Origin of the sequence: Acanthopleuribacter pedis (assembly GCF_017377855.1) — a bacterium.
Classification (GTDB): Bacteria; Acidobacteriota; Holophagae; order Acanthopleuribacterales; family Acanthopleuribacteraceae; genus Acanthopleuribacter; species Acanthopleuribacter pedis.
In genome coordinates this window covers 31,493-48,243 of sequence record NZ_JAFREP010000017.1, presented here as the reverse complement: position 1 = coordinate 48,243, position 16,751 = coordinate 31,493, and the positions used below count along the sequence as shown (strand labels likewise).

At 56.6% G+C, this 16,751-nt stretch carries 12 protein-coding genes; 10 read left to right on the top strand and 2 right to left on the bottom strand.

Annotated elements, in window-relative coordinates:
- Nucleotides 1-73 precede the first annotated feature (73 nt).
- The 10 genes from J3U88_RS18110 (at nt 74) to J3U88_RS18065 (ending at nt 13,966) form a co-directional block, all read left to right on the top strand.
- The gene (locus J3U88_RS18110; protein WP_207860346.1) at nt 74-2,035 is read left to right on the top strand and encodes a M12 family metallo-peptidase; all 1,962 of its coding nucleotides are present in this window, start codon (nt 74-76) and stop codon (nt 2,033-2,035) included.
- A gap of 410 nt (nt 2,036-2,445) precedes the next feature.
- Nucleotides 2,446-4,422 (top strand): M12 family metallo-peptidase, encoded by a 1,977-nt coding sequence (locus tag J3U88_RS18105; protein WP_207860345.1) that lies wholly within the window; start codon nt 2,446-2,448, stop codon nt 4,420-4,422.
- 846 nt (nt 4,423-5,268) lie between these two features.
- A complete protein-coding gene (gene flgF / locus J3U88_RS18100; RefSeq protein ID WP_207860344.1) occupies nt 5,269-6,039 on the top strand; it encodes a flagellar basal-body rod protein FlgF in 771 nt (256 codons plus the stop codon).
- Nucleotides 6,040-6,061: 22 nt separating this feature from the next.
- Nucleotides 6,062-6,847 carry a flagellar basal-body rod protein FlgG gene (flgG, locus tag J3U88_RS18095; RefSeq protein WP_207860343.1) on the top strand — a complete coding sequence of 262 codons (786 nt, stop codon included), beginning with the start codon at nt 6,062-6,064 and terminating at the stop codon, nt 6,845-6,847.
- Between the two features lie 10 nt (nt 6,848-6,857).
- On the top strand, nt 6,858-7,805 hold the full coding sequence (flgA, locus tag J3U88_RS18090; RefSeq protein WP_207860342.1) for a flagellar basal body P-ring formation chaperone FlgA: 948 nt from the start codon (nt 6,858-6,860) through the stop codon (nt 7,803-7,805).
- 21 nt (nt 7,806-7,826) lie between these two features.
- Nucleotides 7,827-8,558 (top strand): flagellar basal body L-ring protein FlgH, encoded by a 732-nt coding sequence (locus J3U88_RS18085; RefSeq protein WP_207860341.1) that lies wholly within the window; start codon nt 7,827-7,829, stop codon nt 8,556-8,558.
- A gap of 66 nt (nt 8,559-8,624) precedes the next feature.
- Entirely contained in the window at nt 8,625-10,691 is a 2,067-nt protein-coding gene (locus J3U88_RS18080) for a tetratricopeptide repeat protein (RefSeq protein WP_207860340.1), read from the top strand.
- Between the two features lie 356 nt (nt 10,692-11,047).
- The gene (locus tag J3U88_RS18075) at nt 11,048-11,662 is read left to right on the top strand and encodes a sigma-70 family RNA polymerase sigma factor (RefSeq protein WP_207860339.1); all 615 of its coding nucleotides are present in this window, start codon (nt 11,048-11,050) and stop codon (nt 11,660-11,662) included.
- Entirely contained in the window at nt 11,652-12,311 is a 660-nt protein-coding gene (locus J3U88_RS18070; RefSeq protein ID WP_207860338.1) for an anti-sigma factor family protein, read from the top strand. Before J3U88_RS18075 ends, J3U88_RS18070 begins: the two co-directional genes overlap by 11 nt.
- Before the next feature lie 149 nt (nt 12,312-12,460).
- A complete protein-coding gene (locus J3U88_RS18065) occupies nt 12,461-13,966 on the top strand; it encodes a glycosyltransferase (protein WP_207860337.1) in 1,506 nt (501 codons plus the stop codon).
- A 100-nt stretch (nt 13,967-14,066) separates the two neighbouring features.
- Here J3U88_RS18065 and aroA read toward each other — a convergent pair whose 3' ends face one another.
- Nucleotides 14,067-15,362, bottom strand: a complete 1,296-nt coding sequence (gene aroA, locus J3U88_RS18060) for a 3-phosphoshikimate 1-carboxyvinyltransferase (RefSeq protein WP_207860336.1) — start codon at nt 15,360-15,362, stop codon at nt 14,067-14,069.
- A gap of 113 nt (nt 15,363-15,475) precedes the next feature.
- On the bottom strand, nt 15,476-16,708 hold the full coding sequence (gene fabF / locus J3U88_RS18055; RefSeq protein ID WP_207860335.1) for a beta-ketoacyl-ACP synthase II: 1,233 nt from the start codon (nt 16,706-16,708) through the stop codon (nt 15,476-15,478).
- Nucleotides 16,709-16,751: the final 43 nt, after the last annotated feature.

The window sequence follows — 16,751 nt, the reverse complement described above, 5'->3', positions numbered from 1 at the left end:
TTTGAACAACTCGCTCTACAAAAATTAAGCCGATTTTTTTGGCTTATCTATTAACATTTTTTGGAGACAATCCTTGCTTCGTTTCCCTGTTTGGAAATCGTGGCGTCTGCTGTGGCTTTGCGCGTGGCTGACACCACTATGGTCGACCACACCCATCATTTCTCACGTAGGCGACGCCAATCTCGCCCTCGATGCCTTTTCACTCGGTATCCATGAAGCTTGGACCATCCAAGGCTTGCATCTGCCAGGACACAAAGCCGCCGTTGATTTGCAGTTGGAACGTTTTTTGGTGTTTCGCCCGGACAGCGAAATTGTCGTCCACGGCCGCGACGGCGATACCCTTCTCCAAGCACCGCAACACGCCTATTTCCGCGGCTCAATCATCGGCAAACCCAACGCCCGTGTGTTCCTCACAATTGATGAAAACGGCGACAAACGCGGCCTGATCACTGACGGCGGGGTTACCTGGCAATTCGGCGAAGAAGCTGCCGGCAAAAACCTTACCGCCCTAGCCCGCACTTCTCACCAGCCTTCTGCTCCCCGAGCCTATCAGTGCGGCGCGGCAAAGGAACACGGCCCCGCGGTTCCCCCATCTTGGCACCGCCCCCTTGCACCGGCACCGCTGCCTAAAGAACTCCTGGGCGACACTTACACGGCGACACTGGCAATTGAAAGCGATTTCGAGTTTTACCATCAAGCAGGCGGCGCGGATCAGGCACTGGACTACCTCGGCGATCTAATCGGCGCGGTTTCAGTCATTTACACACGAGAACTATCAACCCAACTATCCATCGGCCATGTTTCGTTGTGGTCGGATCAATTCGATCCGTGGCACGCGACAGATCCGGTCGCCCAAATCGAGGAGTTCGGCGATTATTGGAACCAAGAACATCGCGGGACACCACGCACCCTGGCCACTTTCTTAAGCGGTCGACGGTTGGGCGGCGGATATGCCTGGCTCGACGCACTCTGTGATCCACGGCGCGGTTATTCGGTCTCGACCAACCTAAGTGGCGCCTTCAACACAGATAACCCTTTTACCACCTGGGACCTGACCATTGTCGCCCACGAGATTGGGCACAATTTCGGCGCCGAGCATACCCACTGCATGAGCCCTGCCGTGGATCAGTGCAGCGACGAATGTGTACCCCAGCGGCGATCATTACCCTGCGGTGACGCGGGTGGCGGCTGCGGCACCATCATGAGCTATTGCCATCTGATCAGCGGCGGACAAGCCAATATCGCGCTCACCCTAGGACTCGGCCACCCCCATGGGTTCCAGCCGGAGCGGGTTCCCCAAAACATGCAACGCCGCGTGCAAGCCGTCGCCAACCAACAACCCACATGCCTCCCACGCGGCTGCGCGGCTCCTAAAATCGCCCGGGAACCGGCGGACGCCCGCTTGTGTTTCGGAGACAGCATCCGCCTAACCGTGGAAGTGATCGGCGACCAAACAAGGTTTCAGTGGTTCAAAGAGGGCCACGCGATACCGAATGCGACCCACGCACAACTCGAACTTAACAAGGTAGATGAGAAAAACAGGGGTTCCTATTACTGCGTCATCGAAGGGGCTTGTGGCATGGTTACGAGCCGCACCGCTAAAATCGAAGTCGCTGAAAACGCGGCGACGGTTGCCCCGTCGTTTGTGATTCAAGGCCTAAAACCAATCACCCTGCGCGCCAACCTGGAATGCACCAGTGATTTTTCCAACTGGCATTGGTTCGACCGGACGCGAGGACAAGCCCTGGGTTTTACCAATCAGGCCACGGCAACCTTGCCCGCGTTGCCCGGTGCAACAACCGTGGCCTTACGGTTTGGCGAAGGATCCAACGCGGTGGTGATCGGCACGGCACGGGTGCTGGCGGCCCGCGATGAAGGGCACCACGATGTCAACGGCGACGGCTGCAACGATCCCAGGGATATCACGGCCCTCGCCGTTAACTGGCCCCGATCAGCAGACAACGACCCCGACGGCGACGGCCGCTTCTCGGTGTTGGACTTTTTGTACCTCAACACCCACGATGGTTGCCTGTGAGCCGAATCACGGCAAAGCTGAAGGTTTTTATATAGTTTAAAAAGCAAACGACGAACTATTTTTAATGACACCTGTGTCAAATTAGATCATAACATGGTTTCAATTGTGACATATTCTACCGGCCTTGGCTTTTTCACCATTAACCCGTTCCTCTTCGCTATGCTTTTTTATTATCAGATGGTTGATGTGTCACGCCGTTTCGATCCTTTTTTATGGATTCACATTAATAGTTCTACAGACGGAAAAATTATCCTGCCAATTTAGGGGATTGCCTTTCTTTTCGCCACACATGGGGCGAACGGCCACCCTCACGTCTCATTCCATTGCGTGACCGTCCTCTCAACCACGATCCCGCGAATCGAATCGCGGGCGAACCATCCATTTATTGGACCAATTTTGGGAGGATTCCTTTGTTCAAGTATGTTCTACCCTTCAAACGTGTGGTTTTCGCATTTTGGTGTCTCTGCTGCTTGCAGGCCACTGCCCAATCCACCGAAACCCATGTCGCCGCGCCCAACTTCGAATTGGACGCCTTCTCACCGGCAGTCAACGACGTGTTGGTGGTCCACGGCCTCCAGCTTGAAGCCGACGGCGAGGAAACGAGCCTGGTTCTCGAACGCTTTCTCGTTTTTCACCCCAATGCCCGCGTGGTGGTCGCTACCGACCAAGGCGAGGAAATCAGCGCACCACCCGAGCATGCCTACTACCGCGGCACGGTTGCCGGCCGTCCTCAAACACGGGTTTTCATGACGGTGGCGGAGAGCGGTGATGTGCGCGGCTTGATTGCCGACGCCAACCAGTTCTGGTCGCTTCAGTGGGACCAAACCCGCGCTCAGGATCCGGTCATCGCGGCAACCCCCTTGGCAAGGGAAAGCTTGGCCGAAATGCCGCCGTTTGAATGCAAGGCTGACGAAATCGAGGCGCCCGTGGACTTACCGGGCGCACCACCCATGCTGCACCCGGAACAACTGGCGATTCCCGCCGAGTTATTAAGCGCCAGGTACATGACCACCATCGCGGTGGAAACGGATCACGAGTTTTTATCGCGACTGGGCGGTCGCCAAGCCGCGCTGGACTACATCGGCGACTTAATCGGTTACACCTCGTTGATATACGAACGCGAACTCGGCACACAAACCCTGGTGGGCGACACCTTCCTGTGGGAGACCAGCGACGATCCTTGGACCGCGGGCAACACGGGTGATCAATTGCATGAATTTCGCGATTATTGGCGCGCCAACCGCACGGAGGTCAACCGCACCCTGGCGACCTTCCTCAGTTCACGCGGGCTTGGCGGCGGCGTGGCCTGGGGCAGCCAACTCTGTTCTCGGAGTAACGGTTATTCGGTCAGCGCCAACCTTTCAGGTAGTTTCAACTTCGACAACCCCCGTTCGGTTTGGGACATTGTCGTTGTGGCGCACGAGCTGGGCCACAACTTTGGTTCGGGCCACACGCACTGCTACAACCCACCGATTGATAAGTGCTACGACCAGTGCACGAATGAAGACAAAACCTTGCCCTGCGATGAACGCGGCGCGGGCTGCGGCACCATCCTCAGCTACTGCCACCTGCTGTCGGGCGGCATGAGCAACATCAGCCTGACGATGGGGTTGGATCATCCCCACGGCGACCGCCCGGAACGGGTGCCTGCCCAGATGCTGGGCCACGTGGAACGGGTCGCGGCACGAGAGCCCGACTGTATCCCCACCACCTGCAACCCGCCCACCATTGAAAACCAGCCGGCCAGTTTATCTTTGTGCGTCGGGGACCAAGCTGAATTACGCGTCGACGCTACCGGGCTGAACCTCGGTTACCAATGGCGGAAAAACGGCCAACCCATCGACGGGGCAACCGGCGCGGTGCTTTCCTTGGGCACCGTTTCCCTAGATGGTGCGGGCACCTATTATTGCGTGATCACCAGTGCCTGCGGCGATCTCACCACGGAAACAGCGATGGTCGGCGTGGACGCGGCCAATGTCCAAGTGCGTCCACGGCTGACGGCGCAGGGCGTAAGGCCGGTGCAACTGCAAGCGGCATTCGAATGCATGAGCGGAAGCACTCAATGGCAATGGATTGACGTCACTTCAAATCGTGTCTTGGCGAGTGGATCAGACGCACAAATCACCTTACCGCGCCTGACGGAAACGACCGTGGTTGAATTACGCGTCGGCGAAGACGGTCCCAACCAACGCACGGCCCAAGCGCGAATTTTGGTAGCGGCCGACGACGCATTCGAGGACGTGAACGGCGACGGCTGCAGTGACATCAAGGATCTGCGCGAGCTGATTCAAGACTGGCGCCGCCAAGTCGCCCGTGACCCCAACAACGACGGCATGATCGACCTGCGCGACTTCCTGTACATCAACATCGACGAAACCTGTAACTAAGCAAGCAATCCGCCGGGCACCACAACCAAGGACCCGGCGGGTTACCTTCCCGCAGGCCCCATTTGTTAGAACCGTTTTTCATAACGATCTGATTAAAATAATGTTATTCCCCCATACCTTCCCACGCCTTATCTCGTTCCACGCATCCCGACGGGGTCTGCCTGAGAACCAACCAACATGGTCGAATTAAACCAAAACCAGCCACATACGCGGGACCGTCTTTCGCAAGCAAATGATATCAATAGACTTCCCCTGATCTTTTACCTCAAACGGGTTGTTCTATTCGATTCTCATGAATCAGCCTTTTCGGAAGCCGACAGTGTTCGACCCTTTGTTGCCGTCAGCCCCCAGACAGGGAAGTAGGTTTGGTGGGGAGGGGGCAAACCCTAAGAAGCGCGGGTAGCGAAAAAACGCAAAACTAAACACAACCCAACCATGGTTCACAAACGCCGATTTCATATTACTAACACTGAATTATGACCGCCTAACTTATCTTTCATTGAGCAATCATCTTAAGTCGCAAGATGCGTAACCAACGATGTCAACATCTGAGTTCATCAAGCACAGCCGGTCCTTTCCCCCTCAGCGCGAAAGAGCGCCAAAGTAACCCGGCAAAAATTGCATCCCGGCAACATGCTTCTCCCAGAACCAGAAACAAGCGACCCAAGCCACTCTATTAAAATGACTTACTCTACACAGAGCCTTTTTTCGCGGAAAACACCCTGCTAAGAGCCTCGCCGTAATGCGACCACAACCCATTCATTTTAAAAACCTTAAAAAGGCAAGCACCCAAACCTGCAACTTTTGGCACAGTTCTTGGTTTAGAAGTTCGCCGCGAGGTGAACGATGCGATCAGAATTGTACACGGCGGCGCAGGGCTTAATCGCCCGCCAATTGGAACTGGACGCCGCGTCCAACAACTTGGCCAACATCAATACAACGGGTTTTCGCAAAACCACGCCGTTTTTCCGCACGCTGAACCTTGCGCTTGAAGACGGCCCCCGGAACCCGCTCAACGGCGCCACGAACAACCAACCCGTCGCGGGCGGGATTTTTATTCATTCAGAGCAAGGCGCGATCCGCCAAACAGGCAACAACCTGGACTTGGCGATCCAAGGCGAGGGTTTCTTTAAATTAAACACACCGTTCGGCCCGCGTTTCAGCCGCAACGGCCAATTTACCATTCGCCCCAACGGCGCGGAGGCGAACCGCGCAACCCTGGTTACCCAAGCAGGTTACGAGGTACTGGGACGTAACGGTAACCCGATTACCCTCAACCCCAACGCCCGCGATTTGGTGATCGACAGATCAGGCCGGGTGTACCAAGAACAAAACGAGGTCGGCCGCATTGCGCTGGTGACCTTTCAGGATAAAGCAGCGCTGGTCCCGGAGGAAAACAACCTCCTTGCCAACCTCGATCCCCAAGCGGTCGAGGTCAACGTGGAACAGCCGCAAGGCGAGATGAACCAACGCAGCTTGGAAATGAGCAACGTCAACGTGGCGCAAGAGATGATGCGCCTGATCGAAATGCAGCGCGCGTACGAAATGAATACCCGCTCGATTAAAACCATTGACGCGCAGAACGACCGCGCGATTCAAAGCCTCGGCCCACGCTAAGGCAGCTTAAGGAGTAACCGCCATGATGAGAGCACTTTGGACATCGGCTTCGGGTATGAACGCCCAACAAAAGAACCTCGATACGATTTCCAACAACTTGGCCAACGTCAATACGGCGGGCTTCAAGCGGGTCCGCGCCGAGTTCCACGATCTGTTGTACCAAACGCTGGCGGCACCGGGCTCCGGCACCAGCAACACAACGGAAACCCCCAACGGCATTCAAATCGGTTTGGGTTCCAAAGTCGTGGCAACCAACCGTTTATTCGACCAAGGCAGCCTCAAAAACACCAACCGCTCGCTCGATTTAGCGATCACGGGCTCCGGCTTCTTCCAGGTCACCCTGCCCGACGGCACGGCAGGTTACACCCGCGACGGCAGCTTCACCTTGGACGCAACCGGTCAGTTGGTAACCTCCCAGGGTTACCTGCTCAACCCCAACATCACGATTCCCCAGGAAACACGCAGCATCGTCATCGGTACGGACGGCACGGTTACCGCCGACACGGGCGACGCCAACTTGCAAAACCTGGGTCAAATCAATCTCTCGACCTTCATTAATCCCAGCGGCTTAAAAGCAATGGGCGGCAACATTTACCAAGAAACCAACGCCTCCGGCGCACCGGTCACAGGGGTTCCGGGCAGCCCCGGCATCGGGGAAATTCAGTCCAACTTCCTGGAAAGCAGCAACGTTGATGTGGCGGAAGAAATGATCAACCTGATCATCGGCCAGCGTGCGTTCGAGGTGACCTCGCGTTCGGTGAGAACGGCCGACACGGTCCTCGGTGAAATCACCGGTCTGAAGCGATAAGGAGCGGGTCATGATGACACTGATGGGATTTTGCATGTTGCTCTGGGCAAACGCCGAAAACAACGTGCTCTCGCTGGCCCTGCGTCAAGAGGTCACGGTCAACGCCGAAAAGGTCACGCTTTCCGACGTTCTTCAAAGCGACAGTTACCAACGCGTTAAGCAAATGGGTTTCAAGAATTACCCGATCACCTCGGCCCCGCCGATCCAAGGAAAACGGGTGCTGCGAACCTTCCAAGTGGAGCAAATTCTGCGCGTCAACGGCTACCGCGGCAACTACCAATGGCAGGGCGCACGTTCGGTATTGGTCAGTCGTGCCGGTCGCGACTTCTCGCCCGCAAACCTCGAGGAGGCGGTACGTCATTGGATCGAGCAGCAATCATCACCCGAAAACGATTACCGCATGGAACGTATCGTCACCCCACGCATCGGCAAAGTGCCGCCGGGAAAATTAACCTACAACATTCGCAAACGCGGCAACCGCGGTTTGGTGGGTCGCAACTCGCTTTCAGTGGACCTGCGTGTCAACGACCGGGTGTTCCGCACGGTGCTGGTGCAAACCACGATTAGCGTGGAACGCCTGGTAGCCACGCTCAACCGCGACATGGAACGAGGCCAAATCATTGGTGAAGACGACGTCACCTGGGATTACCGCCGCCTCGACCACATCAACGCCCCGCTCGTGACCCCGGAACAGTTTTCCCAGATCAGCGCACGCACCATGATTCGCGCGGGTTCGGTCCTGACCAAACACCAAGTCGCGATCACCCCCTTGGTGATCCGCAACCAACCGACCCGCGTCACCGCCCGCAACGGCAGCCTGAAGGTACGCATGAAAGCGATGGCCATGGACAACGGCTCGGCGGGCGACCATGTCCGTCTCAAGAACCTACAAACCGGAAAAATTTTCGTCGGCCTCGTCAACGCCGACGGCAGCGTGGTCGTCGAACTGACACCTTAAGCAGGGACGCGGAGGAACGTCATGATGTCTCAGAAAGCAAAACAAATCATACGGTTAACCACCTTGTGCGCGGTTTGCGCACTGCTCACCCAAAGCTGTGCCCTGCGCCACCACGGCTTAATTGAAGGCCCACCCCCGGCGGTTTCACCCTTCGAAGCCGACTACACGCCGGCACCGGAAGTTTATGCACCGGGCAGCTTGTTCAGCGATCAAAACCTGGCATCGGGTTTGATCTCGGATACCAAAGCCTTTCGCATGAACGACATCATTTTGATCCGCATCCAAGAGAATTTCAATGCGACCACGGATGCCAGCACGGACACAGAACGCACCAACTCAACCTCATTGAAGGTCCCCAACTTGCTGGGTCTTGAAAAAACCCACACGCAGTTTTTCGGTGCCGGCACCACGGATGGAACCCTGGTCGGCGCCTCCAGCGATTCTTCCCACGAGGGCGAGGGCACGACCCGACGCAGTGAGTCCTTCACGGGCAGCGTGGCGGGCCGGGTGATTCAAGTCCTGCCCAACGGATATCTGGTGGTGCAGGGCCAAAAACACCTGCGCGTCAACGGCGAACAGGTCCAGTTTTTCCTGTCAGGCATCGTCAATCCGTTGATGGTTGAGAAAGACAACAGCATTACTTCCAGTCAGATCGCCGATCTCAACGTGTATTACCACGGTCGTGGTGTGGTCAGCGCACTCCAAAATCCCGGTTGGTTGTCCCGCGTGATGCACGCCATTTGGCCATTCTAAGCAACCTCGCCAAACGGCGGTCCTCCGGCTAGAATTTGGTCAAACCCCTTCCCAGGAGAGCCGCCGTTGTCGCAACCCTCACTCGAACAAGCCTTGGCCCATCACCAAGCGGGCCGACTGGAGCAAGCCGCCGCGGGTTACCGCGCCCTGCTCGCGGTTCAGCCCCGCCACGCCGATGCATTGCACCTGTTGGGTGGGGTTTATCTCCAACAAAACAACGCGGATGAGGCGATTGCTTGGATTCGAAAAGCCATTTCCGTCCGTCCCCGGGTCGCCCTTTACCACGCAAATCTAGGCGCCGCGTTCCTGGTTCAAAAACAAGCGGCGGCGGCATTGGCGGCCTGCGATGCAGCCTTGGCGCTGGACACGACCTGCGCGGAGGCCCACAACCATCGCGGCACGGCCCTGGTCTACCTCAACCGCCCGGACGAAGCAAAAATTGCCTACCAACAGGCCCTGAGCCACCAACCAAATTACGCCGAGGTGGTTGCCAATCTGGGCAACCTGGCCCGCGCCCAGGGCGATTCGCAAGCGGCCAAGCAGTTTTATCGCGATGCGGTTCAGCGCGATCCCCATAATGCCGAGGCATGCAACAATTTGGCGGCGGTCCTGTTAACCGAAAAACAAACGGAGGAAGCGGAACACTGGTTACTGAAAGCGGTCAGCCTCAACGATGGGTTGATCGAAGCCCACGAAAACCTGGCGTTTGTGTATTTGCTGCAGGGCCGTGACCACGAGGCGGGCGTTCACTTAAAAAAAGCGGCGGCCGATCAACCGGATCATGCCCTGAAAAATCTGCGGCCGCTGTTGGTGTTCCCCATGATTCCAGCATCGCCAAAAGCCGTCGGCTACGCCCGCAAACGCTTCCAAAAGAACCTGGATAGAACAGCGCCGGTCCAACTGGACGCCTACGCGGGCGAACTGGAAAAAAGCAACGTCCATCCCCCGTTCCAACTGGCCTACCAAGGCGAAAACAACCGCGCGCTGAAACAGCAATACGCCCAATTGTTTCAGCCAGGAGATCTTGCCTGGCGCGAAGCGGGAGCGCCGGACGGGCACCACATCGGCATGCTGGTCACCCACGGGCATGAAGGCATATTCCTCGCCTGCTGCAAAGGCCTCATTATGCAGTGGGATACACAAAAGGCACCGCTGACCGTCATCGCCCCACAAGCCGCCATGGCTCGGTTGCGCCAAGCCTTGCAACGGGAAGACTTGGCCTGGCTTCCGGTTAGCGAAAAGGTGGTTGAAGCGTTGCAGCAGATCCGCCGTCAGCGCTTTTCCCTGGTTTACTTTTGGGAGGTGGGTTCCGATTCGCTCAATTATTTTTTGGCCCTGCTCCGGGTAGCGCGACGGCAATGCACCTCTTGGGGCAGTCCCGAAACCACGGGCGTCCCGGCAATCGATGCCTACCTGACGGCAACGTCCTGGCAGGATACCAACCCCGATCATTACAGCGAACGACTGGTACAGCTCCCGCTCATTCCCTGTTATTACACACCGCCGAAACAGGGTGCACAACCCGAAAAAAATCGCCGCGATTTCGGCATACCCGAGGACAAACCGTTTATTTTTTGTCCACAAAATTTATTTAAAATTCACCCCGATTTTGATCATCTATTGGAAAAAATTTTAGAGAGAAATCATGCTATTTCTCTTGTTTTTGTCGAAGGGAAACGCAAAAACTGGACCTCATTGTTAAAGAAACGATGGCAACGAAACCTAGGTGCACACGCCGAACGCATGCGATTCCTACCACGCCTCGACTACGGAGATTACCTTACCCTGGTCCGGCAATGCGATCTGCTGCTCGATAGTCTCCACTTCAGCGGCGGCAATACCAGCTTCGAAGGTTTGGCGATGGGCACCCCCATCGTCACCCTACCCGGAACATTTTTACGGGGCCGTTTCACCTATGGCTGCTACCAACAAATGGGTCATCCCCTTTTGCTCGACCAGTGTGTCGCCAAGGACCCGGATGACTGGGTGACCAAAATTCTGCGGCTTGCCACGGACAAAGTCACACAAACCCAATGTCGCAAAGCAATTAAAGATAGCTGTCACCTGCTCGTCGAACGCGAAGAAGCGGCGGTCGCCTTTCAAGAAGCCCTGTTGTCTCTCAGTGCAAGTTAGCCTCTTGCTAAAAATTCAAGCTGTCACTAAGTCAAGAACAAAAAACGGGCATGGTTCCTGCTAAATTAACAGGCAACAAACAAATTTTACCTTTCAATGGATTCATAACTGGTTCGTTTTCATTTATGCATGGTTTTTATTTTCGTGATTGGGTGGCGCTCCTCGGAGCGCCTTTCTTTTTTTAAAACGCAATATGGCCGCTGACTTCTCAATCAACTTAGGTAAAAACAGGATAACCCTTCTTCTTAAAAGCAAAAACACCGCGCATCCCCGCCGCAATTTTCTTGGGGAATTTGGGGAACCATGGGAATATTTGTCCAACTTCTCCCGTTTTCCGTTGCACGAGGAGGTTGGACGTGCAGGAATTTTACGACGCGATCCTTCCATTGTCGGATCGTCTGTATCGCTACGCTTATCGCCTGACATCAAACGATAAGGACGCCGAGGATCTTGTTCAAGATACCTTGCTGCGCGCGTACAACAAATTTGAACAATACCAGTCGGGTACCAGCCCACTGGCATGGATGCTGGTCATCCTTCGCAGCATCTTCATTAATAAGTACCGCAAGAAAAAGCGCGAGGGCCACCAAGTCAGTTTCGAAGATATGGCGGCCGGTGTGGACCGCCTCCTGGTGGAAGACACCCGTGATCTGCCCGAGAACCCAGAGGACTTTTTGTTCCGCAATGTGTTGGACGGCGAACTCCGCGACGCCTTGGCCAATTTGCCCAAGCACTACTTAGAAGTTATTTTGCTGGTCGACATGGAAGACCTGAGTTACCGCGATGCCGCCGAGGTATTGCAAATCCCACCCGGAACGGTGATGAGCCGCTTGCACCGCGCTCGCAAAACGCTCCAAGGTGAATTACAAGAACTGGCCCGTAAAAAGGGCATTATCAAGGGGAAAGTCGCCAATTTGGTACCGCCCCGGAAGGATCAAAAATCGGTCGGAGGAGCTCAATATGGATCGTGATTATTGGGAGGAGCGACTTCAGGCTTACTTGGATAACGAATTGAACCCGGCGGATCGCATGGCGGTCGAACAGTATATTGAGGTTCATCCCGAGGCCAAGGCCCAGCTTGAATATTTCGGCGCCCTCAAAAAGCGCATTCGCGCGCACGCCGAAATCGTCGAAATGCCCAAAAGTCTGGAACAGCGTATCCAACGCACCTTTGAACGCAAGCGCACGGTGCGCATGTTCCGCAAACGGGCGGTTTACGGCGGCTTGGCGTTGGCGGCGGCTTTGGTCATCGGCCTTCTGACACCGGCATTGTGGACCCAAGGCCATACCTTCGAGGACACCACCATCGTCGGCCATATCGTTTGCCACGATTGTTCGTTGGCCGAGATGGCGGGTTTAACCAAAGGTTCGATGTGCAAAGACGGCCACCGTCTCGGTTTGCGTACGGACGGCGGCGACTTATACCGCTTTGCCGTCGATGACGTGGGCAAAAACTTCATTCGCGACTACACCATCATCAACAGCGAGGTCGAAGTTTTTGGCGAGGTCCAACACCAGTACCACGTACTGCGCATTAAAAATCTCAAGAAAACCGTTGAGCAACACGCTTTGCTTCAAAAAGAAGATTTGAACACAAAGGCGTTGGTCGAAGAATTTTAATCAGGTTTTGATCGACTCGCGGCGGGCGCACGACACGCATGCCCGCCGCGGGGAATTGCCCGTGTTTCCCGTTTGCGGTAGAGTAGTTTTTTTGTTTTTCGAGAAACGGGCGAACACCCCCAACGTGTCGCTGGAATCCGAGGTCGTTCATGGATGAATACGCGGGCCTAATCCTGGCCGGCTACTTTTCGATTTTGGCCGTGCTGTGTATTTTTGGCGCACACCGCCTGATTTTAACCCGCTTGTTCCGCAAGAACGTGGTTTGGGAACCCGAACCCGAACAACGCTTTGACGACCTACCCCTGGTCACCCTGCAAATTCCGGTTTTTAACGAGAAGCTGGTGGTCGAGCGCATCATCGACGCCTGTGCCGCGATTGAGTACCCACGCGACAAGTTCCAAATTCAGGTGGTCGACGACTCCACGGACGAAACCCGAGCCCTGGCGGCGGCGAAATGTGCCGAATGGGCGGCGCGCGGCCTGGACATCGAACACATCCACCGCACCAACCGCGTGGGTTTTAAGGCGGGCGGCCTCGACAACGCGATGCGCGGCGCCAAGGGCGAATTGATTGCCATCTTCGACGCCGACTTCCTGCCGCCAACCGATTTCCTCCACCGTTCGATTCACTTTTTCGCCGACGAAGCGGTCGGCATGGTGCAAACCCGCTGGGACCACCTCAACCGCGACTACAGCACGCTGACCCAGGTTCAGTCGATTATGCTCGACGCCCATTTCGCCATCGAGCACGCCACGCGCAGCTTCTCCAACCTATTTTTCAATTTCAACGGCACCGCGGGCATCTGGCGCCGCGCCACCATTGACGACGCGGGCGGCTGGCACCACGACACCCTCACCGAGGACCTCGACCTCAGCTACCGCGCCCAACTCAAAGGCTGGCGTTTTCGGTTTCTGCCCAACGTGGTTTGCCCGGCCGAGTTACCCATCGAAACCAGCGCCTTCAAATCCCAGCAACACCGCTGGGCCAAAGGTTCCATTCAGGTCATGCTCAAAAGTCTGGGCAACATTTGGCGCGGCAAAGTACCACTCGCGGTCAAAATGGAAGCAACCTTCCACCTCACGGGCAACCTGGCTTACGTACTCATGATGATCAACACCTTGTTCTTGGTCATCCCCTCCATGGTGGTGCGCGGCCATTGGGATTGGTGGCAAATTATTCTGATCGATGGACCGGTGTTCACACTCGCCAGTCTTTCCTTCATTTGGTTCTACATGGCCAGCCAACGGGCGGTGTTCGGCACGGCCAAGGGCCGGCGCCGCTACATCCCGGCACTGATGTCCATCGGCCTCGGCCTCGGCCTGAACAACACCCGCGCGGTACTTGAAGCACTGGCTGGTCAACAAAGCGAATTCGTGCGCACACCCAAAACGGGCAGTGTCGGCACGAACGCGGTGGCGCCAAAGAAAACCTATCGCTTGCCCAAGGGTGGCTGGGGTTTGTTTGAGTTCGCCATCGGTTTGATGTACACGGCCGCCATCATATGGGCGATCACGGAAGGGGTGTGGGGCAGCATTCCGTTCCTAATGCTGTTCCAAAACGGCTTCCTCTTCATCGGCGGCATGACGATTTGGGAGTCCTGGCAGCAACACCGGGCCCGCCGCTCACTCGCCAAAGAACTCCCCGCCGGCACTTAACCCGCATCGGACGATGGCGCCATCTTACGCGGGGGCGTTCATGCCACGGCAGCCATTGAGCGACAAAGCGGTGGGAACAACCCGGTGAAGCATCCAGCCGTTATTTGCGGTGCAACACCGCGCCAAACGCCTCGTAAAAAGTGGGATAGGTTTTGGCGACACATTCGGGATCGCGGATGCCGACACCACCGTCGGCGAGGCCGAGCAGGGCAAAAACCATCGCCATGCGGTGGTCATCCTCGGGGTTAACGAGCGCCGGCGTCGTCACCCGGCCGGGATAGATTTTGATCCAATCGCGACCGTTTTCCATTTTGAGCCCGAGTTGATCGAAAGCGGTTTGTAGGGCCTCGATACGGTCACATTCTTTGATGCGCATATTATAGATGTTGCGAATGGTCGTCGGTGACTGGGCACGGGTCGCGACCACGGCCAGGGTTGGGGCCACATCACTCATCGTGTTCATGTCGACATCGACACCGTTCAAGGGCGCATCGCTGATGGTGAGTTCACCACCGTCACGTGTGACGCGGGCACCCATCTCGGCCAAAAGCCCAACCAGGCCGAAATCGCCCTGGTGACTTTGTTCGGGACAAGCCGGAACGGTCAGGGTCCCGCCGACCATGAGCGGCAACGCGAACCAATAAGAAGCGGTAGAGGCGTCGGGTTCAATGTCGATATCGGTAGCGCGGTAGGTCTGCCCGCCGGCGATTTCGAAGCGGGTATGGTCCTCGTTTACGCCTACGGTCACGCCCAAACGCGCCATACAGTCCAAGGTCATGGCGACATAGGTACGGCTAACCAGGGGGCCTTCGATCTCGATCAGCGAATCTTGTTGTGCGGTGGGCAAGGCCATGAGCAAGCCGGAGAGGTACTGGCTGGAGGCGTCGCCGCGGATGCGACAGGCGCCGCCGGTTAGCGGGGGTTGCAATTGCAGCGGTGGAAAACCTTCCTCGCCGCGGTAGGCGACCTCGGTTTTGAGTTGGCGCAAACCGTCGACCAGGTCTTTGATCGGGCGGACCAGCATACGTTCGTTACCGGTAATGGTGGCGGCAACCCCTTGGGCGGGCAAAGCCGGGGTCAAAAAACGCATGGCGGTGCCGGCATTGCCGATGAACAGGGGTTCGGTGGGGTTTTGCCACGGGCTGCGCCCGTGAACCGACCAGCCCTCCGGCTGTTCATCGATGGTCACCCCCATCGCCTTCAGCGCGGCGCGCATGTAGGTGGTATCGTCGCTATGGAGTGGGTTCTTCAAAAAAGAGGTACCGGCGGCGGCGGCGGCCAGCAGCAAATAACGATTGGTCAGACTTTTGGAGCCGGGAACAGCGGCACGGGTGGCGACGGGCGCGGCGGGGGAGACGACCGCGTGCGGTTGGGACAGGTCGAAGGGTGAAACCATCTCAATCCTCGCAGGGGAACGGAGTAGATCAGGGAAAGCCCATCATAAACGAAAGCCGCAAGACACGGAACCAAAGCGTGTCTTGCGGCCAAACGATTTGCGATGGGTTGAACTTAAACTTTACGAAAGATCAAGGTGCCGTTGGTACCGCCAAACCCAAAGGAGTTGGAGAGCCCGATGTTCACGGACATGTCGCGCGCATCGCCCTGCATGGGGTCGAAATGGACGCTTTCGTCGACATTTTCCAAGTTGGCGGTGGGGTGGACCTTGCCGGTTTCAATCGTTTTGGCGACGATCACGGCTTCGATGCCACCGGCGGCGCCGAGCATGTGACCGATCATCGATTTCGATGAATGAACCACGACGTTGCCGACATGGTCACCCATCACCCGGGCGATGGCCAGGGCTTCAATCGCATCGCCCGCCGGCGTCGAGGTGCCGTGGGCGTTGATCAGATCGATTTGTTCGGGATTGATGCGGGCGTCTTTAAGCGCGGCTTGCATGGCGCGAACGGGACCGTCACCGTCCTCGGAAGGCGAGGTAATGTGGTACGCGTCGCTGGACATACCGTATCCGGTAATTTCCGCGTAGATCTTGGCACCGCGTTTCACCGCGTGTTCGTATTCTTCGAGAATCAACAGACCGCAACCTTCGCCCAAAACAAAGCCATCGCGGGCAGTATCAAAAGGACGGCTGGCGAGATGGGGTTCATCGTTGCGGGTGGAAAGGGCCTTCATGGCGCCGAACCCGGCCATGGTCAGTTCACAGACAACGGATTCCGTGCCGCCGGCCACCATCAAGTCGGCGTGGCCGAACTGAATCAAGCGGAAGGCGTCGCCAATGGCGTGGGTTCCGGTAGCACAAGCGGTAGCAGGCGCGGAACTGGGTCCCTTGAGCCCGTACTTCATAGAAACCTGGCCGCCGGCGAGGTTGATGATCAGGGAGGGAATGAAAAAAGGCGTCACGCGACGCGGTCCCTTCTCCAGCAATACTTTGTATTGGCGCTCGATCATGGGAAGCCCGCCGATGCCGGAGCCAATGATGGTACCAAACCGTTCCAGGTCAACCTTTTCCAAATCGAGGCCGCTGTCGGCAAAGGCCTCATGGGCCGCGATCACGGCAAGCTGGATGAAATCATCCACCTTTTTGGCCTCTTTTTTCGAGAAAAACGGCGAAATATCAAGGTCACGGACCTCGCCGGCAATCCGGCTGGGAAAATTGGCCGCATCAAATTTAGAAATCTGAACGATTCCCGATTGCCCCTGAAGAAGATGCGCAAAAGTTGTTTCGACGTCGTGTCCAAGGGGACTGATCGCGCCGAGACCGGTAATGACAACTCTTCTCAAGAAAACCTCCCAAAATCAGATGCAAAAACACCTGCCGGCCAGG

Coding starts and splice junctions, on each gene's coding strand:
- flgF (WP_207860344.1), top strand. CDS start 5,269: ATGCGATCAGAATTGTACACGGCGGCGCAGGGCTTAATCGCCCGCCAA.
- J3U88_RS18065 (WP_207860337.1), top strand. CDS start 12,461: ATGGATGAATACGCGGGCCTAATCCTGGCCGGCTACTTTTCGATTTTG.
- J3U88_RS18085 (WP_207860341.1), top strand. CDS start 7,827: ATGATGTCTCAGAAAGCAAAACAAATCATACGGTTAACCACCTTGTGC.
- aroA (WP_207860336.1), bottom strand. CDS start 15,362: ATGGTTTCACCCTTCGACCTGTCCCAACCGCACGCGGTCGTCTCCCCC.
- flgA (WP_207860342.1), top strand. CDS start 6,858: ATGATGACACTGATGGGATTTTGCATGTTGCTCTGGGCAAACGCCGAA.
- flgG (WP_207860343.1), top strand. CDS start 6,062: ATGATGAGAGCACTTTGGACATCGGCTTCGGGTATGAACGCCCAACAA.
- J3U88_RS18070 (WP_207860338.1), top strand. CDS start 11,652: ATGGATCGTGATTATTGGGAGGAGCGACTTCAGGCTTACTTGGATAAC.